19 protein-coding genes are annotated in these 19,631 nt (G+C 52.2%); 14 read left to right on the top strand and 5 right to left on the bottom strand.

Going from position 1 to position 19,631, the window contains the following annotated elements; genetic code table 11:
• Nucleotides 1-48: 48 nt before the first annotated feature.
• From AC2FGC_RS03880 to AC2FGC_RS03830, 11 genes are all read left to right on the top strand, one after another.
• Nucleotides 49-729 carry a FadR/GntR family transcriptional regulator gene (locus AC2FGC_RS03880; RefSeq protein WP_496781151.1) on the top strand — a complete coding sequence of 227 codons (681 nt, stop codon included), beginning with the start codon at nucleotides 49-51 and terminating at the stop codon, nucleotides 727-729.
• Nucleotides 730-916: 187 nt separating this feature from the next.
• A complete protein-coding gene (locus tag AC2FGC_RS03875) occupies nucleotides 917-1,600 on the top strand; it encodes a fumarylacetoacetate hydrolase family protein (protein WP_496781150.1) in 684 nt (227 codons plus the stop codon).
• Nucleotides 1,601-1,657: 57 nt separating this feature from the next.
• On the top strand, nucleotides 1,658-3,193 hold the full coding sequence (locus tag AC2FGC_RS03870; protein ID WP_496781149.1) for an acyl--CoA ligase: 1,536 nt from the start codon (nucleotides 1,658-1,660) through the stop codon (nucleotides 3,191-3,193).
• A gap of 4 nt (nucleotides 3,194-3,197) precedes the next feature.
• Nucleotides 3,198-4,175, top strand: a complete 978-nt coding sequence (locus AC2FGC_RS03865; protein WP_496781148.1) for a 2-dehydropantoate 2-reductase — start codon at nucleotides 3,198-3,200, stop codon at nucleotides 4,173-4,175.
• 103 nt (nucleotides 4,176-4,278) lie between these two features.
• Entirely contained in the window at nucleotides 4,279-4,992 is a 714-nt protein-coding gene (locus tag AC2FGC_RS03860) for an IS6 family transposase (protein WP_496781147.1), read from the top strand.
• 300 nt (nucleotides 4,993-5,292) lie between these two features.
• A complete protein-coding gene (locus AC2FGC_RS03855; protein WP_496781146.1) occupies nucleotides 5,293-6,711 on the top strand; it encodes a circularly permuted type 2 ATP-grasp protein in 1,419 nt (472 codons plus the stop codon).
• Between the two features lie 2 nt (nucleotides 6,712-6,713).
• Nucleotides 6,714-7,655, top strand: a complete 942-nt coding sequence (locus tag AC2FGC_RS03850; protein WP_496781145.1) for an alpha-E domain-containing protein — start codon at nucleotides 6,714-6,716, stop codon at nucleotides 7,653-7,655.
• Nucleotides 7,656-7,658: 3 nt separating this feature from the next.
• Nucleotides 7,659-8,456, top strand: coding sequence for a transglutaminase family protein (locus AC2FGC_RS03845; RefSeq protein WP_496781144.1), 798 nt, complete (start codon nucleotides 7,659-7,661; stop codon nucleotides 8,454-8,456).
• Nucleotides 8,457-8,467: 11 nt separating this feature from the next.
• Nucleotides 8,468-9,199: a proteasome-type protease gene (locus tag AC2FGC_RS03840; protein ID WP_496781438.1), complete on the top strand. Its 732-nt coding sequence runs from the start codon at nucleotides 8,468-8,470 to the stop codon at nucleotides 9,197-9,199.
• A 214-nt stretch (nucleotides 9,200-9,413) separates the two neighbouring features.
• Nucleotides 9,414-10,541 carry a guanitoxin biosynthesis MBL fold metallo-hydrolase GntH gene (gntH, locus tag AC2FGC_RS03835; RefSeq protein WP_496781437.1) on the top strand — a complete coding sequence of 376 codons (1,128 nt, stop codon included), beginning with the start codon at nucleotides 9,414-9,416 and terminating at the stop codon, nucleotides 10,539-10,541.
• Nucleotides 10,542-10,695: 154 nt separating this feature from the next.
• Complete coding sequence (locus AC2FGC_RS03830) at nucleotides 10,696-11,475, top strand: methyltransferase domain-containing protein (RefSeq protein WP_496781436.1); 780 nt, start codon at nucleotides 10,696-10,698, stop codon at nucleotides 11,473-11,475.
• A gap of 131 nt (nucleotides 11,476-11,606) precedes the next feature.
• Here the strand turns inward: AC2FGC_RS03830 and AC2FGC_RS03825 are convergent, their stop codons facing one another.
• Nucleotides 11,607-12,551, bottom strand: coding sequence for an aldo/keto reductase (locus tag AC2FGC_RS03825; protein ID WP_496776314.1), 945 nt, complete (start codon nucleotides 12,549-12,551; stop codon nucleotides 11,607-11,609).
• Between the two features lie 626 nt (nucleotides 12,552-13,177).
• On the opposite strand from AC2FGC_RS03825, the gene AC2FGC_RS03820 reads away from it, so the two are divergent.
• Entirely contained in the window at nucleotides 13,178-13,594 is a 417-nt protein-coding gene (locus tag AC2FGC_RS03820) for a nuclear transport factor 2 family protein (RefSeq protein WP_496776315.1), read from the top strand.
• Nucleotides 13,595-13,805: 211 nt separating this feature from the next.
• On the opposite strand, the gene AC2FGC_RS03815 is transcribed toward AC2FGC_RS03820, so the two are convergent.
• The 3 genes from AC2FGC_RS03815 to AC2FGC_RS03805 all read right to left on the bottom strand — a co-directional run bounded on the left by AC2FGC_RS03815 (nucleotide 13,806) and on the right by AC2FGC_RS03805 (nucleotide 16,090).
• On the bottom strand, nucleotides 13,806-14,453 hold the full coding sequence (locus AC2FGC_RS03815) for a GNAT family N-acetyltransferase (protein ID WP_496781435.1): 648 nt from the start codon (nucleotides 14,451-14,453) through the stop codon (nucleotides 13,806-13,808).
• A gap of 217 nt (nucleotides 14,454-14,670) precedes the next feature.
• The gene (locus tag AC2FGC_RS03810; protein WP_496696252.1) at nucleotides 14,671-15,162 is read right to left on the bottom strand and encodes a P-loop nucleotide/nucleoside kinase family protein; all 492 of its coding nucleotides are present in this window, start codon (nucleotides 15,160-15,162) and stop codon (nucleotides 14,671-14,673) included.
• 16 nt (nucleotides 15,163-15,178) lie between these two features.
• Entirely contained in the window at nucleotides 15,179-16,090 is a 912-nt protein-coding gene (locus tag AC2FGC_RS03805) for a LysR family transcriptional regulator (RefSeq protein ID WP_496781455.1), read from the bottom strand.
• Between the two features lie 84 nt (nucleotides 16,091-16,174).
• Between AC2FGC_RS03805 and AC2FGC_RS03800 the strand changes: the two genes are divergently transcribed.
• Nucleotides 16,175-16,822 (top strand): class I SAM-dependent methyltransferase, encoded by a 648-nt coding sequence (locus AC2FGC_RS03800; protein ID WP_496781434.1) that lies wholly within the window; start codon nucleotides 16,175-16,177, stop codon nucleotides 16,820-16,822.
• Nucleotides 16,823-17,108: 286 nt separating this feature from the next.
• Nucleotides 17,109-17,690, top strand: coding sequence for a GNAT family N-acetyltransferase (locus tag AC2FGC_RS03795; protein ID WP_496751207.1), 582 nt, complete (start codon nucleotides 17,109-17,111; stop codon nucleotides 17,688-17,690).
• 219 nt (nucleotides 17,691-17,909) lie between these two features.
• On the opposite strand, the gene AC2FGC_RS03790 is transcribed toward AC2FGC_RS03795, so the two are convergent.
• Nucleotides 17,910-19,535: an adenylate/guanylate cyclase domain-containing protein gene (locus AC2FGC_RS03790; RefSeq protein ID WP_496776319.1), complete on the bottom strand. Its 1,626-nt coding sequence runs from the start codon at nucleotides 19,533-19,535 to the stop codon at nucleotides 17,910-17,912.
• Between the last annotated feature and the right edge of the window lie 96 nt (nucleotides 19,536-19,631).

Below are 19,631 nucleotides of genomic sequence, written 5' to 3'. Positions count from 1 at the left end.
CGACTTGGCGTTTCAATCAATCAACCAATCAGCAAATTGGGTGACAATGTGAGTGAGCCTTCAGAACTTTCGCAACGTGTCCGGGACCTGATCGACAATGCGGGATACCGGCACAACGATAGACTTCCACCTGAAAGGGAAATGTGCCAATGGCTGGGCACAACCAGAAATCAGCTGAGGCGCGTATTGGCCGAACTAGAGGCGCAGGGCCTTATCTGGCGGCATGTGGGTCGGGGCACGTTCGTTGGTGCCCGACCGGTTCTAAATCTGACGGACGTGACCTATTTGGGTGCACAGATCAAGCCTGAACAGGTTGTGGGTGTTCGGTTTACCATCGAGCCGCAGCTTAGCCGCCTTGCCGCGCTTCATTCTACGCGTTCGGATCGCGAGCAAATGAGGCTCTGCGTTGAGAGGTGCCGAGCCGCAGAAGACTGGCGCACATATGAAGCATGGGACAATAATTTGCATCACGCGATAGCCCGGGCAACGCGTAACCAGCTTTTTCTGTATTTCTTTGAGACTCTGAACTCCGTTCGAAGGTCTATTGTGTGGGGGCAACCTCGTAAAACCTATAAACCCCCCGATGATTATTCCAGTTTTCGAGAGCATGACTTGATCCTGTCGGCGATATCGAGTGGAGACGGAGAAGAGGCGGCGCAGGCCATGTTGGCTCATCTGAGGTCCGTTTACTCCCGCGTGTTGCCAGCTAGTCTTGAGGCCGACCACTAAACTAGAGCCCGACCAATTTGGGAAATGGTTTGGCTGAGCTGCGGCTGAACCTCTTGCAAATCGACGGTCACATTGGCGATGACTGAGACAAGAGCTACGTCTTTTCGGGCGTGGCACAGCATCGATCGGAACAAGGCCACAGATTGGCAAACCGATCTTTGGCAACGATGTGTTCAGGAGGATAGCGATGCACGATCTTGTAATTCCCGCGGTGAAGGTTCACGAAATACCGGTAGAAGGCGGTGGCATATTCCCGGTACGTCGGGTTTATTGCATTGGTCGAAACTACGCGGCGCACGCCATAGAAATGGGCCACGACCCAAATCGTGAACCCCCATTTTTCTTCCAAAAGAACCCTGACAACCTCGATCCATCCGGAGAATTTCCATATCCGGCTCACAGCTCGGACGTACATCATGAAGCTGAAATGTATGTGGCGCTTAAATCCGGCGGCACGAATATTTCTGTGGAAGATGCTCTGGATCATGTCTACGGCTACGGGCTTTCACTGGATATGACCCGTCGAGATCTACAGGGCGAAATGAAGAAAATGGGTCGTCCTTGGGAAATCGGGAAGGCATTTGAGCGCTCAGCTCCATGCGGACCGGTGCACAAAGCAGAAGATGTTGGGCCACTCGACGAAGGCGCAATTCGCCTATCGGTGAACGGAGAGATTCGGCAGGAAGGTGATTTGAACCAGATGATCTGGAAAGTCCCTGAAATGATCTCTTACCTGAGCGATTACTTCGAACTTGCCGCCGGTGACGTTATCCTGTCTGGCACGCCCTCTGGAGTTGGTCCAGTAAACCGCGGCGATGTATTGGTGCTGTCGGTCGACAAATTGGGTAGCCTAACTGTCAAGGTAACTTAGCAACCACACCAAACCCTCTCCGCGAAATAGGCCAACGCTTTTGTAAACGGATCCCAGATGCCCCACTTAGTTGCCGAATTGATCGCACCCCATTCTGGTACCGCAAATGCTATCGGTGCCCCAGGTCGATCTTGGTTGAACTACCTCGGGCTGCGAGAGCTTTGCGCAAAGGTCAAAAAAGATCTCCATCAGATCGGAGTAGGTCGTGGCGACCGAGTGGCAATTGTGTTGCCCAATGGCCCCGAAATGGCAACGGCCTTTATGTCCGTTGCCCAAGTGGCGACGACGGCACCTTTGAACCCGGCGTACACTTACGAAGAATACGTTTTCTACCTCAAGGATCTGAAGGCCAAGGCCCTTCTTGTAAATGAAAACGACGATGGACCTGCCGTAAAAGCTGCTGGGGACCTTGGCATCGCAATCTTGAGGACTTCTCACGATAGCTTACATTCGGCCGGACAGTTCTCCATATTGTCCTGTGACCCAATTGGCACGGCGGACACATCCGCACCGGGTGAAGATGATGTCGCCCTGATACTGCACACGTCAGGAACTACGTCGCGTCCCAAAATCGTTCCTCTGACGCAGGCTAATATCTACGCATCCGCGCGAAATGTGGCGTCGTCTTTGAGACTGACAATCGACGATCGCTGTCTGAGTATTATGCCGCTGTTTCATATCCACGGGTTGATTGCGGCTGTTGCCGCGTCTTTAGGTGCTGGATCTCAAATTAGCTGCGCCCCCGGGTTCAACGCTCTTAGTTTTTTCTCACAGGTCGCTGAAGTTGATCCGACCTGGTACACCGCAGTTCCGACGATGCACCAAGCCATTCTCACCCGCGCTGCACGAAACCAAACGATCATTGAGCAATCGCGGTTGCGCTTTCTTCGATCTTCTTCTGCTTCGTTGCCGGGCCCGGTAATGGAAGAGTTGGTGGCAACTTTTAATGCGCCCGTCATCGAAGCCTACGGCATGACTGAGGCGACACATCAAATGTGTTGCAACCCGCTTACTCCCCAAACTCAAAAACCCGGATCTGTTGGAATAGCAGCAGGCCCCGAAGTCAGAATTGCAGATGAGAACGAAAATGTTCTGATCTCTTCGAGGGACGTCGGAGAAATCGTTATCAGCGGTCCGAATGTGACGCCGGGATACGAAAGCAACCCGCAGGCAAATGCCGACAATTTTTTTGAAGTGGACGGAAAAACTTGGTTTCGCACTGGCGACCAGGGGTCGTTCGACGAAGAGAATTACCTACGACTGACCGGTCGTCTTAAGGAGCTTATCAATCGCGGTGGAGAGAAAATCAGTCCACTTGAGGTTGACGCTGTACTCTTAAGCCACCCAGAAGTCGCTCAGGCAGTTTGTTTTGCCGTTCCCCACGAAAAACTGGGTGAAGACATAGCGGCAGCTGTGGTGCTTTCAGAAGGAGCGACGATCCAAGGTCAGGAGGTCAGGGCTTTTGTCGGCGCGCGGCTCGCAAAATTCAAGGTGCCGACTTCGGTGGTTGTTCTTGAAGAAATTCCAAAAGGCGCGACTGGCAAGATACAAAGGATCGGACTAGCTGCTAAATTGGGACTGGCAAAGGCTTAGACACATGAAAGTTTGTATCTTTGGTGCCGGAGCTATCGGAGGTTACGTTGCCGCGAAACTTGCACAGACTGATACAGAAGTCAGTGTCGTCGCGCGTGGCCCCCACTTGGCAGCAATGCAGGAAAAAGGACTGACCCTTCTTGAGGAAGGGCAGGATCCGGTTTGCGTTCCAATACGCGCTTCAGACAATGCTGCCGATCTCGGCCCACAAGATTATGTCTTCATCACACTGAAAGCGCATTCCGTCCCAGCAGTCGTAGACTCAATGCAGCCGTTGATTGCAGACGAGACAACCGTAGTAAGTGGAGTGAACGGCGTGCCCTGGTGGTACTTCCACAAACTGGGCGGTCCGTACGAGGGGACGAGGTTGGCGTCAGTCGATCCGGGAAATGTGCAGTGGGACGGTTTTGGACCAGATCGCGTCCTCGGATGTGTTGTTTATCCTGCCGCCGAGGTCATTGCTCCGGGATCAATCAAGCATATCGAAGGCAATCGTTTTTCGTTGGGCGAGCCCGATGGTGCTAAATCAGACCGTGCTGGCAAGCTTTCGGCTGCGCTATCCGCCGCCGGACTGCGTGCGCCCGTCAGACCAAGAATCCGGGATGAAATTTGGTTGAAACTGTGGGGTAACTTGTCGTTCAACCCGATTTCCGCTCTTACCCACTCAACACTTGATGTCCTGTGTGCCGACGAAGGCACGCGCTCGGTAGCACGCGGAATGATGCTCGAGGCTCAGGAAGTCGGTGAAAATCTTGGCGTAAAATTCCCGATAGATGTTGAAAAACGCCTCGATGGTGGAGCGGCTGTTGGTGCGCACAAAACCTCAATGTGGCAGGATCTGGAGTTGCGCCGACCGATGGAAATTGATGCCTTGATAACTTCGGTGCAAGAACTGGGGCAACTTACAAGGACCTCAACGCCCATAATCGACATCGTCGCATCACTGATCAAACTGAGGGCAAAGGTCGCAGGTCTTTACTAGAGTCTTTGTCGGCCTTGCAACGAGAGCATTGCTTGAGGCGGATAACTGAGACGGTCTTGTCAGAAGAACTTTGCTTGAGCGGGGTAGGGGTGTTGCGTAGCTTTTGCCCCTGACCAGACCTGCCTCTTTCAAATACTTTAAAACCAGCCCCGAGATCATCCGCCTTGCGGTGATGCTGTATATCCGTTTCCCGCTCTCGCTTCGGAATGTCGAAGATCTGTTGCACGAGCGAGGCATCGACGTGAGCCACGAAACTGTCCGATATTGGTGGAACAGGTTTGGCCCGATGTTTGCTGCTGAGATCAGACGGAAGCGTGTTCAGCAGCTGCGCGCATTCTCCGAATGGAAGTGGCACGTGGACGAGGTTTTCGTGAAGGTGAATGGCAAGCGGCACTATCTTTGGCGGGCTGTTGATCATGAAGGCGAGGTGCTGGAAGCAATCGTTACCAAACGTCGAAACAAGCAAGCGGCATTGAAATTTTTCAGGAAATTGATGAAGCGACACGGCAAAGCGGAAACCATCGTCACGGATCGCTTTGCCTCATACAGAGCCGCGCTCAGAGAACTGGGCGCGCTTGAAAAACAACAGACGGGCGGGTGGCTCAACAACCGCGTCGAGAACTCGCACCTGCCGTTTCGACGACGCGAACGCGCGATGCAACGTTTCAGGCGCATGCGAAGTTTGCAGAAATTCGCCTCCGTCCATTCCTCTGTCTACAACCACTTCAATCAGGAAAGATCGCTAGCCAGTCGAGACACCTTCAAGCTGACCCGCGCCGCCGCTCTTAGCGAGTGGCGTCAACTCTGTTCCGGATAGGTTCGCGGTTTCCGCGGCAAACTGAGACTGGTTCGAATTCGTCTGACAGCACCGACGTTAGTGCTAATTGCAGCGAAGGTCTGCTCTGAGCCCAAAGCGGACGTTCCGATGCAGCGAAAAGCCATGTAATGCTCAGTGCATCTCAATGAATGTGACATCACCTGAAAACACGAATAGCATCGCGTTGTTTAGACCATCACAATCGTCAATAAGCCTGAAAATTAGACGCTCCTTCCCTAGGCAGCATCCAACCAAGCCCGAATGACTTGAAAAATCTGATCTATGCGTAAAACTAAGAGCATGAGTGAGTATTTTGATGAAATGTTCAACGGCGATGGATCACTTAGAGGTCCATACGAAGAGATCGGCCGCTGGTTCAATGCGGAAGACGCATCACGACTGAGGGCGAAACAGCGCGAAGCCGAAGAAGTGTTTAGGCTGACGGGCATCACTTTTAACGTATACGGCAAAGCCGAGGCCGAGGAACGTCTGATACCGTTTGATATCGTACCACGAGTTATTTCAGCGCGGGAATGGCAGCGGCTGGAACGCGGTATCGAACAGCGGGTGCGGGCAATCAACGCATTCCTACATGACATTTACCACCGTCAAGAAATTGTCCGGGCCGGGCGCGTGCCGGCAGAGATGATTGCCGGAAACGAGGCCTTCCTGCCGCAGATGCTTGGTGTCTCACCGCCCGGTCAGGTCTATACGCACATAGTCGGGGTCGATCTGGTGCGAACCGGACCAGACGAGTTTTTCGTTCTGGAGGACAACGCCCGTACACCATCCGGGGTCAGCTATATGTTGGAGAACCGGGAAACGATGCTAAAGATGTTCCCCGAGCTCTTCAGCGCGACGAATGTTCGTAATGTTTCAGACTACCCCCGCAATCTGAGACGATCTCTTGCTGCCTGCGCGCCGGCTTGCGCCGACGGGGAACCAACCGTCGCGGTGTTAACCCCAGGCATCTATAATTCGGCCTATTACGAACATGCGTTCCTCGCAGATCAGATGGCTGTGGAATTGGTCGAAGGCCACGACCTACGCGTTGTTGATGGGCGGGTCTGCATGCGTACCACCAGAGGCTACAAGCCCATCGACGTACTTTACCGCCGGGTAGATGACGACTTTCTGGATCCCCTGAATTTCAACGCCGATAGCGCTTTGGGCGTACCTGGTATCCTGGACGTTTACCGTGCAGGAGGTATCACAATCGCCAACGCACCGGGGACCGGTATTGCTGACGATAAGGCGATCTATTCCTACATGCCTGAAATCGTTGAATTTTACACGGGTGAGAAACCCTTGCTGCAAAACGTCCCGACCTGGCGCTGCAGTGATCCCGAGTCTCTCTCCTACGTGCTGGACAACCTGTCCGAGCTTGTTGTGAAAGAAGTACACGGGTCTGGCGGTTATGGAATGTTGATCGGACCGACCGCCAGCAAGAAAGAGATTGCGGCGTTCCGCTACAAGCTCAAATCGCGGCCCGGGAACTACATTGCTCAGCCGACGCTGTCGCTTTCGACGGTTCCGATCTTTGCGCGCTCGGGACTTGCGCCCAGACATGTTGACCTAAGGCCGTTCGTTTTGGTGTCACCCGAAGGGATCAAGATCACACCCGGCGGTTTGACCCGCGTGGCGCTTAAGAAGGGATCTCTAGTCGTAAACTCAAGCCAGGGTGGCGGGACCAAAGACACCTGGGTTCTGGAGGACTGACCATGCTGGGAAAAACTGCAGGTGGGTTGTTTTGGATGTCCCGATACCTTGAGAGGGCGGAAAACACGGCCAGGCTGCTTGAAACAGGTCAGCGGATGGCGTTGACCCGTACCAAGAATTCCGCCGAGGAATGGGGCTCTGTTCTGAAAACGGCCGGCGTTCTGGATGCGTACTACGCCAAATACGATGATGTTTCAAAAGACAACGCGGTAGATTGGGTGCTGCGCGATGCTGATAATCCATCCTCGATCAAGTCAGTCATCAAACAGGCACGAGACAACGCGCGCCTTGTTCGAACCGCGTTGACCCATGACGTCTGGAGTGCAGTAAACTCCACTTGGATGCAGATCGATGAGATCATGAAGCGCCGTGTGAATGAGCGTGATTTGCCTGCGACGCTGGAGCTTATTCGCCAACAGGCGGCTTTGGTTCGTGGTGCCACATTGGGAACCATGCTGCGCAATGACATCTTCGACTTCACCCGTATTGGTACGTTTGTCGAGCGGGCCGACAATACCGGGCGAATTCTGGACGTTAAGTACTATGTTCTTTTGCCCACGGCCTTTTCAGTGGGCTCATCACTGGACAATATTCAATGGGAAAGCATCCTCCGCTCTGTTGGTGCGGGTGGCGGGTATCGAATGACCCATGGAGAGAAAACGCGGCCGTCTGATATTGCCCAGTTTCTGATCTTGGATCAGCGCATGCCTCGCAGCCTGCACTTTTGCTGCAGAAAAATTCAGGAGAACCTGTCATACCTGCAGAAAGACTATGGCTTTGCCGGGCCTTCGTGCGAAGCGTCTAAAGTTCTCTACGAGAAATACCTGGATCAGCAAATCTCCGATATTTTCGAGCTCGGACTGCATGAGTACATTCAGGATTTTCTGATAGATCTCGGCAACTTAAGCCGTCAGATAGAAATCGATTACCGGTTCTATGAGTAGCAAATGAAACTGCACATTCGACACGAGACACGATACGATTTCGACGCGCCGGTTCCCTTCGGGCTGCAGCAGCTGAGGAAAACGCCAAAGTCATTTCGCAATCAGAGCATTTTAAGTTGGAGTACCGAGATCTCCGGCGGGCGCAAAGAGCTTACATTTGAAGACTACCACCGCAATACGGTGGAGTTGATCAGTTTCGAGCTAAATACCCGAAGCATCTCGTTGATCTCCAAAGGCGTTGTTGAGGTGGAAAACACACATGGCGTACTGGGGCGTCACGAAGGGTCGACACCATTGTGGCTATTCAAAAGAAGCACACCTCAGACAATGCCGGGGAAAGGGGTCGCCGATGTGGTAGGCGCTTTGCCAACAGGCAAACCACTTGAGCAGATGCATGCCCTGTCTGAAAGAATTCGAACACAGGTCGCGTACGAGGTTGGAAGTTCGCACCCGGGTTGGAGCGCAGAAGACGCTCTCAGAGCAGGTTGTGGCGTGTGTCAGGACCACGCGCATATTTTCATTACCTGCGCGCGGCAGATCGGAGTACCAGCACGCTATGTATCGGGTTACCTGATGATGAACGAAACGGAACTACAGGACGCGACCCATGCCTGGGCCGAAGTGCATTTGGATGGGTTGGGGTGGGTCGGGTTTGACGTTTCAAACGGGATTTCACCTGACGATCGATACATACGCGTCGCGACCGGTCTGGACTATTCCCAATCTGCACCAGTAATAGGGAACAGAATAGGGACAGCGGGCGAGCAATTGACAGTGCAGTTGCAGGTCGCACAGCAGTAACGGAGAATCTGATGACCTATGCTGTGGGCATGCGGCTGAACCGCGGACTGGTTTTCATGTCCGATACACGCACAAATGCAGGCGTGGACAATGTTTCGACCTTCAACAAAATGTTCAACTGGACAGTCGATGGTGACCGGTCGATAACCATCCTAGCGGCCGGAAACCTGGCGACTACTCAGTCCACAATAAGCCTTCTGGAAGAGCGGACGAAAGTGCCGGAAGAACGCTCGCCGTCCATACTGGAAGCGCCGACAATGTTTCAGATTGCGCAATTGGTCGCCACTACTCTGAACGACGTTATCGAGGAGCATGCCCGGAGCGGTCAGCAAGCCGACAGTGCCTTTCACGCGACACTCATTTTAGGTGGGCAGATAAGGGGCGGCCCGTCACGCCTGTTTCTGATTTACCCCGAAGGCAACTTTATCGAGGCTGGCGACGACACTCCTTTCTTTCAGATTGGAGAGACAAAATACGGTCGCCCAATTCTCGTACGCGCCTATGATCAGGAAATGAGTTTTCCGGAAACCGTAAAACTCCTGCTTGTAAGTTTCGACTCCACAATTAAGGCCAACCTATCTGTCGGAGCTCCGCTTGACCTGCTTCTGTACGATGAAGACAGCTTTGAAAGTGGTACACGGTCCAGATTCGAAACCGACGACCAGTACTTTCGCATTATTTCCGAAGGGTGGGGCGACGCATTGAAATCTGCCTTGTCCAAACTTCCGGAATACAGCTCTTAGGGAAAACTAAACGGTTGAATGCCGGCTTTGTCCGCATTGCGGTCGCTCATGCAGGCCAAATGTGCTGCGGTGCGGCTAATGGCGGCTTCGTCCGCGATACGGACGTTCGTAGATACCGCAGCGAATGACCGCCCGGAGCCCAAAGCAGACGTCGGACTTTGGACTGATATAATTTAGTTGTAACATAGATTGCGTCAGCAAGTCGGAGGAAGCTGTGCGTCTAAGATTATTACCGGCATTGAGTTTTGTATTTGCATCGATTTGCTGCGGCGCTGCTTCAGCTGGTTCATCCGGAGAGAGAAAGTTCTATTATCCAAACACAGAGCCGCTCGGTGAAGCGGAGATGCGAGTTATCTCGCTGGGAACTGGAACACCTAATTTTCGACATTCCCAAGCGTCAGCGTCGTGGTTGGTTGAACTTGGCAATGGCGACAAGTTTCTCTTCGATGTCGGAACCGGTTCGTTAGCAAACTTAGCCGCTTTGAAAATCCCATACACTTATCTCGACAAAGTGTTCATCAGCCACTTGCACGTAGATCATATAGGAGACCTCGATGCACTTTTTGTGGGTGGCTGGGTGTCAAACCGAACGGTTCCACTGCAGATTTGGGGGCCAAGTGGCTTAAAGCCAGAATACGGGACCGCTGCGGCCATGGATGGCCTCCAGAAAATGTTGGCCTGGGACGTGGCAGGCCGGCGCGGGAATATGCCCTCCGCAGGTGGACACCTTTCGGTGACTGAGTTCGACTATTCGCAGACACAAGTAGTTTATGAAAGCGACGGTGTTGTCATTCGATCCTGGCCCGCGATTCACGGCATAGACGGTTCAGTGTCCTACAGCTTGGAGTGGAAAGGACTAAAATTCGTCTATTCAGGTGACACCAACCCGAACAAGTGGTTCGTGGAGAACGCTAAAGAAGCGGATCTTGTCATTCACGAATGCTACTTAAGGATCCAACAATTCATCGATATCAAAAACTACGACCCTGAACGCGCCAGATTAGTGGCAACCGTGGTTCACACGCCACCGGACGCGTGCGGAAAACTATTCTCGATGATCGAGCCGCGGCACGCGATTGCCTACCATACATTTGCCGATTTCGATATTGCGCCCGAAACAATAGCTGCAATCCGAAAGACCTATGACGGACCGCTCACTTTGGCTCAGGACATGCTCGTTTGGAATGTTTCGGAAGATACCGTGAGTGTTCGAGAGATCGTCGGATCAGAGAGTCCATTGCCTGTTGACCCCCCAAAACCTGCTGGCCCACCTGACCCCAGTGAAAGAACAGAGTTGTCAGATTGGCTTAATGCAGGTCGCCTTAAATTTAGCGGAGACTAGCCCGCAATCCGCTTCAGTGGATTTAGCGGCTGCTTTGTCCGCAAAGCAGAAGTTGAGCGGATTTCAATAAATAGCCCACTTCAAGCCCAAAGCAGACTTTCATGCACGGACGTGATAATACCTTTGCATTGGTTAAAGCGACTGAGAACACTTCATGCTTGAATTCGATGCAGAAACCACCCGGCTTCTGGACAGCGTGTACCAAGGCGCTGATGTCACACGACGGCGGCAGGGGTCCTTTGATGCCCTTAAGCCCGGTCCAGGTGAAACTATCCTTGACGTTGGCTGCGGCAACGGACTTTTGACCCTAGAGCTTGCCCGGGCGGTGGGGACCAGCGGTCGTATTATTGGCGTGGACCCAAGTGAGAACATGCGTCAGTCGGCTCAACAACGGTGCCAAGACCAAAGCTGTGTTGAGCTTGCCGCCGGTTCAGCAGACAGTCTACCGATTTCGTCCAGTACGATAGACAAGGCGGTTTCGGTACAGGTATTTGAGTACTTAGACGATATCCCTTCGGCTTTGTCTGAAATTCATCGCGTGCTCAAACCCGGCGGAATACTCGTCATCGGCGATATTCACTTTGACAGTCTGATTTGGCACAGCGACGCTCCGGACAGAATGGAGCGAATGGTTAAGGCCTGGGACCATCATTTCGCCGAACGCCGAGTTCCGGTCCTATTGCCACTATTGCTGAAGGAGGCTGGCTTCTCGGTAGAAAGCGTCACGCCAATCACTATTTGTGATACGCAACTGAAGCCCGACGGGCTGGCGAATATGATGATCATCTTGATGCGCGGATTTGCTGAATCCAGGAACCTTGTTCCGGCCGAGGAAGCCAAAAACTGGGCGGAAGAGCAACGTTTACTGGCTGACAGTGGGCGTTTTTTCTTTTCTCTAACGCACTTTGTTGTCACGGCTCGAAAATCGGTTTGAAGTTGGTACCAGAAAGGTTGGTCAACGAAATAAATGTCCGCACTCCGGTCACTGATGTAATGAGCAGCGAATGACTGCTTCGAGCCCAAAGCAGTCAATTGGCAGAACAGTATCCTATCCGAAAATCGCCTCTAAGCTTCTGGGTCGCTCGAAGTTTTATCGAGCTCAGCGAGTTCTTCCCAAAGGCGTTCAGGGATGGACCACTCTGCCCATTCCATCGCCTGTTGAACGTGCTGAGGCCATGTCACTCCGCAAACCGTCGAAGTGATGTCGCCATCTTTCAACGAGTATTGCAACGCGACAGCCCCGACTGGGACATCGTAGTGCCCGCATACCTCTTCAACAGCACGTATTGGCGCAAGTACTTCATCATCTGCTGGTCGATAGACATAAAAGCGATGGATCGCACTGCCTCGGGCAAGTGCACCTCCGGAATAAGGTGCTGCGTTTAATATCGAAACGCCTCTTGATTTCGCGAGTTCTATCAGGGGTGCCGCGTTATCGTTCACTAGCGTATGCCTGTTGTGTGTCAGGACCACGTCAAAATCCCAACCCTCCAAAATTGGCATCATTAAGTCGATACGTCCCGCCGCGATTCCGACCGCCTTTGCCAGACCTTCCTCCTTGATACGGAACAACTCTTCAATCGCGCCACCTCGTCCTTTGACCTCAGATAGGTCATTTGCATATTCGACATCATGGACGTGGAGTATATCAACGCTGTCGACGCTTAGGGCCGCGAGACTTTCCTCGAATGATCTACGTGCCTGTGAAGCATCAAAAGCACCGGTTTCCATGTCCCGGTCGATTTTGGTGGAAAGCACCCGACCGTCCGGCCAACCGCCAAGCTCACGAATGACTTTTCCTATGCGCTCTTCACTTCGTCCCATGGCATAGCAACGGGATGTGTCCAGGAACGCATTTGGCTGCGATAGAATTGCTCGAATTGTATCAATCGCGCGGTCTTCCTCAACTTCATACCCATAGATTTCCGGGATACTTCCCAACCCCGTCGACCCAAACCCGATGCGAGGGACCCGTATACCTGTCTTACCAATTTCGCGTAACTCTGCCATGCCAACCTCCCAATTGGTTCCGGACATTCGCAGATGTTGCGCGAGTAGTTTATTGAAAACAAGTCAGACTTGTCGCCGGAGTTGCTCTCCGGCCTAAACGCAATCTTTCAAGCGGCAAATTCACTAGGCCTTTCGCGGATGGCAGAAATGTCCGCAGAGCGGTCATTGAGACGGAGCGCAGCGAACGACCGCTCTGAGCCCGAAGCGGACAGCCAGAAACGGCCGATCGCTGGACTAACCTACCGAGTGGAACTCAGCCGATCGAGACAGGTTGCGGGTATGATCCGAAATTGCTGGCGCTTCGTAAGCATTCCGAACCCGATAGAGTGGATCAGAATATGCAAGTTAATCTCGATCGATCATCCTTTTCGCTTCTATGCTCAGTGATTGTCCCGACGTGCGCGGCCACATCAGTGAATGCTGAGCTGCGCGCCAGCTTCATCGAAAGTGCTCCCAAGGATCGCTTTCAGATCAGGAACGAAAGCGAGTGCATACTTACAGATGAGGAAGTCCTGGTTGATCTGGTGGTTCGAAAGCTCAGGCGAGAGCAACGGCATACCCCTATTGGCCGCGGAGCAACTTTCGAGGAGATTGGATTCCAGATTCAAAGCTAAGGGAAGATCAAGATGCCGGATCGTGTGACATCAAAACAAGCCAACGAAATTTGCCACCGTTACATTTCAGCGATGGAAACAGGCGATCTACAAGAAATCGATGCTCTTTTTGCTCGATCCGCCACGGTCAAAACACCGATTTCAGGTCACAAACCGGCACGTGAGTTTTATTCGTATGTGTTTGAGGTGATTTCAGATCGCAAGATGGTCCTCAGAGATGTATTTTTGAGTAGTTCAAATCCTAACAAGATTGCACTTTATATGGCGTATACTCGCACGGTCAGAGGAAGCGCTCCCGGCACGATCGAGACGATTGATATGTTCGACTTGACGGAGACTTTAGATCAGATCAGCGCCGTTAACATCTTATACGATACCGCAACCGTCCGTTCAGATTTTGACGCCCCGGAAAATCGGATCGACCATTAGAAGTTGCTTAACCGATCGTTCGAGGGACTTAGAAAATTACCTGCAGACTCGTGAGGCAATCTGCGGTTCTTCAATTCTGGGGGATTCGACCCGACGGCTGGTTTGTGCATTACGATCGGCAGCTTTGTGCGCGTTGCTGCCGTTTGCGTCTTACAGTTAAGGTCCGAAGTGAGCCCAAAGCAGACTACTTCGCTCTATGCCTTTCGGAAAATCATAAATTGGCTGAAATATCGAGTTCCATTAGCACACAAGCTCCCTCGTACTTGATATCCAGAAAAGGCCGTTGTCCGTCCAGTTCGAAGTCTTCGTAGTCAATCGAATGAACGCTGTCGAAGCCCGCTTTCAAAAAAATGCGTTGTGAGAAACGGTTCGTCGCTTCCGCAAAAGCAATCCGATAGCCGGATCTCTTGGCTTGACTTACACAGGCATCCAGCAAGCTTTGAGCAATTCCCTTTCTCGAGAAATCGTCACGCACAGCGATCATGAAAATATGAAGATATTTCTCTGCATGAACGTTGTGCGTATTCAAAAAAACGCTTTCTAGCTCATCAATTAACGTGATGACTGGCTCGGAACCTAAATCCATCGCATTAATCCCATCGGGCGGCGGCTGACCGAAATCATGTGCTAAAACAGCGCCTACAATCTCACCAGAAGCTTCATCAAGAGCGACAGATGACAAACCTTCTTTTGCAGATTTTAATCCAAATACTGCGGCGAGCTTTTCGAGCTTTTCGGGCGAGAATTTAGTCGAAACGGCGGGTGGATCTCGCCTGCTCAAAACGTCGCCAAGCAGCTTTGACATTTCACCATTATCTGCTTCCGACATTCGTCGTATAACAATCTGTGAACTGCCCACTTGGTACTCCCCCAAAACAAGTGGCGTCAATTAACTCAAACACAGTCCGTTGTGTCTAACAGTTTCAGTTTCATAGCGATCGCCCGAATTATCCGCACAGCAGGCTTTAGGGCTGTTAGAACCGGGTCAATGAACTACTGAATGTCCGGTTCGAGCCCAAAGCAGTCGTTCATCCGTCGATGCAGAGTAGGTGCTCGAAACATGTTTGGTGCCGCCGCTACTGACGGTGAGTTATGATGTTAAAACCTTCTTCGGGTGATGGTGGCACGAAATGCCGCGCAATACGGCGATATTGATCTTCTGTTGGTGCAAAGGCATGCGCGCCTTCTCTGTTGCGCTTATGCAGCCGGTGCAGACAAACCTCATCTGGCAAATCCAAAAAGTGAAGGTGGTGCTGCGCAGTAGTGTCTTTCAGCAAGTCGCGCATCCAAGCTCTATTTTCAATTGTGTTAGCTGGAAAATCGAGAACCACTGAAACGCCAGCCTTCAGCAAAGAAGCCACGTGACGCCCCATGACCGGTCGCAGTTTCAAAGCGCAATTCACGTAGTCCTGCAGGGACTTCATCTGGTCGCCAAACAGGGCGCTAAGCCATTCATCTTCCGAAATGAGCACGACTGCGTCTCTTTTCGCTAGTTCCGCTGCCAGAGTAGATTTTCCAGAAGCGACTTTGCCGCATAGCAAGTGAAGCGTTGAAATAGCCTGTGACATAGAACGAACTCCCGGATTACCTGATGGTCCCTGCGCTAAGTTGGTCCGCCAGTTGATCAAACACCAACCTGATCCTTCGTGCGGTGTGTAACTCGGAGTGTGTCGCCAACCAAATCGGGAACTTAAACGGCTCGCTGTCGGGGAGCACGCGCTCCACACCAGGTGTTAAGGCAGCCACATCATCCGACATTACACTTATGCCAAAACCTTGGCGCACCAGTTCCCAGGATACAATCCCGCTTTGTGAGCCAATCCTGAAGCTTTTTCGGGTGACATTTATGCCCGCCGGATCGAGAAAACCGATCATCGTGTCGATGTCCCCAAACCCGACAAAGTCTAAGTTCGCAAGTTCGTTTTCATTTTTTGGCCGTCCCACCTGATCAAGATACGACGGTGCCGCGTAAAAATGGGCCGTGGCCTCGGCGACGAGCTTTGCTGTCAGATCCGGCTGAGTTGGACGCACATGTCGGATTGCGATATCAGCCTCACGTCGCTGTAGGTCTCGTATGTCATTTGCAGCAACGATGTCGATCTCTAGTCGCGGTGCCGCAAGTCGGATCTTTTTCAGGATAGGCGGCAGCTGATAGGCAGACATCACATCGGACGCAGTAATCCTGACTTGCCCTTCAACAGCTTGCGACTGACTTGTTGCGGTAAGAGAAATCCTGTTTGCCACATCCGCCATTTCTCTGACATGCAGCAAAAGCTCGGCGCCAGCAGTCGTCAGATTAAGCGACTTTCCGACTCTTTCAAACAGGGTGATGCCAAGCGCCGTTTCCAGCGCAGCAACTTGACGGCCGACAGTGGGTTGAGTTTGCTCAAGAACGCGCGCAGCTGCTGAAAACGAGCCTTCTTCGGCTGTCGCAAGAAAAGACCGCACTTGATTCCAGTCGAAATTGATGGCTTTCCAGTTCATGCATTTATGCATAACACTTCTGCAGATTGTGGCAATTCCATAAATGATTGTTTGGAAGTAGAGCATACGGCAACGACCTTGTAAGAGAGTGATGAAATGGCTGCTTTGTCCAAGGATGCCGCGTTCTGGAGCAAAATCTCGCAAAAGTATGCGGCAGACCCAATCCGCAACATGGAAGGGTATCTGAAAACACTCGAGGTTACGAAGTCGTACCTGAAAGCAGAGGACAACGTACTGGAAATCGGGTGCGGAACGGGTTCAACCGCATTGCTTCTCGCACCGCATGTTGCTCATATCACTGCCACGGATCTCGCTCCGGGCATGATCAAGATTGCCGATGAAAAGCGTGCTAAAGAAGGATTGGAGAATGTCACTTTCAAGGTGGCTGAAGTTCTCGAGCACGGTCTTGATGAAGGTTCTTACGACGTGGTCTTGGCGCATAATTTGCTTCATCTCCTGCCCGATTTGGAAAAAGCGCTCCAGCACATTTCCGCGCTTACAAAACCCGGTGGGCTTTTCATATCCAAAACCGTCTGCGCACCTGAGAGCGGTGGTTTCAAGTATGCGATGATCAGTCGGATCGCCATCCCAGTCATGCAGGCTCTTGGGAAAGCCCCGTTTGTGCATTTTGTGTCTGGATCAATGCTTGAAAGGAAAATCGCGTCCGCAGGCTTCGACGTGCATTATACTTCTGATCAAGCCTCAATGCTCCAGAGCCGCTATATTGTCGCGCAAAAATCTTGAAGTGTTAGTTCGTTTAGCTGCATCCGTTGAAACGATCTTTGCGTAAACTTGCACGATACTTTCATACTGGAAGGAACGGAGTTACCTCGGTCTGCTGTACCTTAAGAGTGTTGTTGCGAAAGGCCGTTTTGTCCGCAAAGCGGTCGTTCAGACGGTCACGTTGCGCGGCGCTGCAGCGAATGACAGCTTTGAGCCCAAAGCGGACTATGTCAGTCGGCTTCAAGTCGTTTGAGTTTGGTACGTAGTTTCCGAAGTGCTGCGAACGTGAAATTCGTTGGAGGCTAATATGATTACACTTGAACCACCGTTGAGGCTCGCTGACGAAACGGATGCTAGCGAACTCGCCGAATTGGTGAACTTTGCCGGAGAGGGCTTGCCTCATTACATCTGGAAAGGCCTTGCAGAAGGCGGACAAGATGCATGGGAGGTAGGCCGTGCGCGGCAGGCCAGCAAAGCGCGTGAAGGTCAAATTGTCGTCGTAGACTACGGAGCTGGCGCAGTTGCTAGCCTAACCGGTTATGCGATCGGTTCAGAGCCAGTTGAGATTGGGAAAGATTTCCCAGCGCTTTTCCGTCCGTTTCAGGAACTGGAGAACAAAGTAACTGAAAGTTGGTACGTGAATGTCTTGGCTTGCTACCCCGATCATAGGGGAAAAGGGCTTGGCTCACGCCTGCTTGGCATCGCTGAAAAGATAGCACATTCCGAAGGACTGAACCGAATGAGCGTAATAGTGGCTGACAACAACATCGGTGCCCGAAGTTTGTATGAACGCATCGGCTACCACGAAATAGCATCTGCACCTTGCGTAAAAGAAGACTGGGAAACTGAGACAGAAAACTGGATGCTGCTGTCAAAGTCGCTGCCGTGAATGATGCCGCAATAGTCTTCATAGCAATCGTTCACGCGGAGTACCGAAAATGTTTACAACGAGCCCAAAGCTGCCCTGGTAAATAATGCATCTTTGTGCTTGCGGCTTCTGTGGGTAGCAGGCTTTAGGTAAAGTTGCATCAGAATATCGAACGACGACAATGAGATGCATAGCTGCGGTTCGGTTCTAAACCTCTGCGCTCGTAACCCATTTAGGCCTCTATGCTTGGATTGGGTTGCTTGGCAACCCTATCGCCTCTCTGATGTGGTCAGGCAAATGAAGGTTCTGTGCTAAGATATCCGCTTTTTCTGGCAATGCTTCCGCATGTTCTACGGTCGTTTCCGCCTCGCAGTGCATTCCCGACTTCCTGAGTATCCACGCCCTCACCAACCAGAAGTGTCGACAATAGGGGCGCATTTCAGTCGCGTCTGAAATTGCTTCAATCGCGAGTTTTTGATCACCTGCCATCATGTGGGCAATCGAAAGGGGATAAAGCCGGTACGGCAGAAACGGATCCTCGGTGGAACGACCCACAGCCTCCACCAAACTCTTCCGAGCAGCTTCCCAGTTGCCGGCAATAACTTCGGTATAACCGCTCGCCTCCATACCCAAAACGTAACTAGGATTCAGTCGGAAAATTCTATCAATGTCCTTCCGTGCACCATGCAAATCACCCGCGAGGCGCGCGCGCACCTGTGCCCGCGTGTACCAGCAATAGTCGGAGCGAGGCGCGGACTGAACAGCCTTGTTCGAAGACTCAATGATCCGTACACGCAAATCAGGATCAGCCTCGCGATAGCATGCTTCTAAGGGGTACAGTTTGGCTTCACACCACATTGCAAGCCCGGACCCATTCTCGGGATCGAGTCGAAGCGCTCGCTCTAGCAATTTACTCGCGTGATTGTAGTCCTCGACGGTGGCACGATAAAACAGCATTGCCGCTCGGGATCTCAACTCACTTGAGCTCAATTGATCGTCTGGAATATCATTAAGCCGGTCACCGTCAAACGCATTGATCTGCAGACGTAAATCGTCTGACAACTGTTCTGCAGCCCGGTCGCTTAATTCAAACAAATCCTCTGAATCTCCGTTTAAGAAGCGCGACCAGGTCACCTGTCCATCTCCCAACCGGGTCAGGCTTGACGATATCCTTGCTTCGGTCTCCCGGCAGCGCAACCTGCACCTCAGGCTGTAAGTCGCTTTGGTCTCGGATGTTGAATCTGTTGCAATTACACGAACACCGGTGCGGCGCGAAAGACTGTGGACCAGCTGCTCCTGCAGGTCAGCGCAAACCTCAAGCGTCTCTCTCGTTTCGGGAGCACTTGTGACCGGTTCGACTGCAATGGAAGGCAATTCGGTAAGTTCAATTTCACGCTGCGTGGCGGGCCGCCATTGAAACCCATTCACCGGGTTAGCAACGTTCTTTAAATCGAACCTACCCGCATCGCTGAAACCCGCTGAGAGCTTTTCGTCCAACTGCCGCTTGAGGTCTTCGGAGATCATCACGCCACCGGGTGGCGCCTCGGTTTGCAGGCGCGCGGTGATGTTTATTCCGGCGCCATAAGTGTCGGCCTCGTCTTGAACGATCTCCCCAAGATGCGCTGCCATCCTCAGTCTGATTTTTTTATTTTCAACCAATGCCAGTTGCACAGATTGAGCTGTTTCGATTGCGGCTGATACTGATGGAAAGGCAATTATCCATCCATCACCCATACGCTTAAGTATCTCGCCGCCTCTTTGTAAGGCTTCTGGTTCCAGTAATTTATCACGAAGGTCTCGGACCAGCTCAATTGCGAGCGCCTGATCCGCCTCCATTGCGGACGTATAGCCGACCAGGTCGGCCATCAAGATCACAGCAAGGCGAGCTTTCATAAAGCGAGGTTAAGACAACGTTCAAACATTGTCATCTTTTGAAAGCGGACGATTCAACCTTGATACATC

The sequence above is a fragment of the Ruegeria sp. CDSC054 genome (assembly GCF_059610645.1).
Note: the sequence above shows the minus strand (reverse complement) of the source record. Positions and strands in the feature narration are given on the sequence as shown.

Coding starts and splice junctions, on each gene's coding strand:
- AC2FGC_RS03875 (WP_496781150.1), top strand. CDS start 917: ATGCACGATCTTGTAATTCCCGCGGTGAAGGTTCACGAAATACCGGTA.
- AC2FGC_RS03870 (WP_496781149.1), top strand. CDS start 1,658: ATGCCCCACTTAGTTGCCGAATTGATCGCACCCCATTCTGGTACCGCA.
- AC2FGC_RS03865 (WP_496781148.1), top strand. CDS start 3,198: ATGAAAGTTTGTATCTTTGGTGCCGGAGCTATCGGAGGTTACGTTGCC.
- AC2FGC_RS03855 (WP_496781146.1), top strand. CDS start 5,293: ATGAGTGAGTATTTTGATGAAATGTTCAACGGCGATGGATCACTTAGA.
- AC2FGC_RS03850 (WP_496781145.1), top strand. CDS start 6,714: ATGCTGGGAAAAACTGCAGGTGGGTTGTTTTGGATGTCCCGATACCTT.
- AC2FGC_RS03845 (WP_496781144.1), top strand. CDS start 7,659: ATGAAACTGCACATTCGACACGAGACACGATACGATTTCGACGCGCCG.
- AC2FGC_RS03840 (WP_496781438.1), top strand. CDS start 8,468: ATGACCTATGCTGTGGGCATGCGGCTGAACCGCGGACTGGTTTTCATG.
- AC2FGC_RS03830 (WP_496781436.1), top strand. CDS start 10,696: ATGCTTGAATTCGATGCAGAAACCACCCGGCTTCTGGACAGCGTGTAC.
- AC2FGC_RS03825 (WP_496776314.1), bottom strand. CDS start 12,551: ATGGCAGAGTTACGCGAAATTGGTAAGACAGGTATACGGGTCCCTCGC.
- AC2FGC_RS03820 (WP_496776315.1), top strand. CDS start 13,178: ATGCCGGATCGTGTGACATCAAAACAAGCCAACGAAATTTGCCACCGT.
- AC2FGC_RS03810 (WP_496696252.1), bottom strand. CDS start 15,162: ATGTCACAGGCTATTTCAACGCTTCACTTGCTATGCGGCAAAGTCGCT.
- AC2FGC_RS03805 (WP_496781455.1), bottom strand. CDS start 16,090: ATGCATAAATGCATGAACTGGAAAGCCATCAATTTCGACTGGAATCAA.
- AC2FGC_RS03800 (WP_496781434.1), top strand. CDS start 16,175: ATGGCTGCTTTGTCCAAGGATGCCGCGTTCTGGAGCAAAATCTCGCAA.
- AC2FGC_RS03795 (WP_496751207.1), top strand. CDS start 17,109: ATGATTACACTTGAACCACCGTTGAGGCTCGCTGACGAAACGGATGCT.
- AC2FGC_RS03790 (WP_496776319.1), bottom strand. CDS start 19,535: ATGGCCGACCTGGTCGGCTATACGTCCGCAATGGAGGCGGATCAGGCG.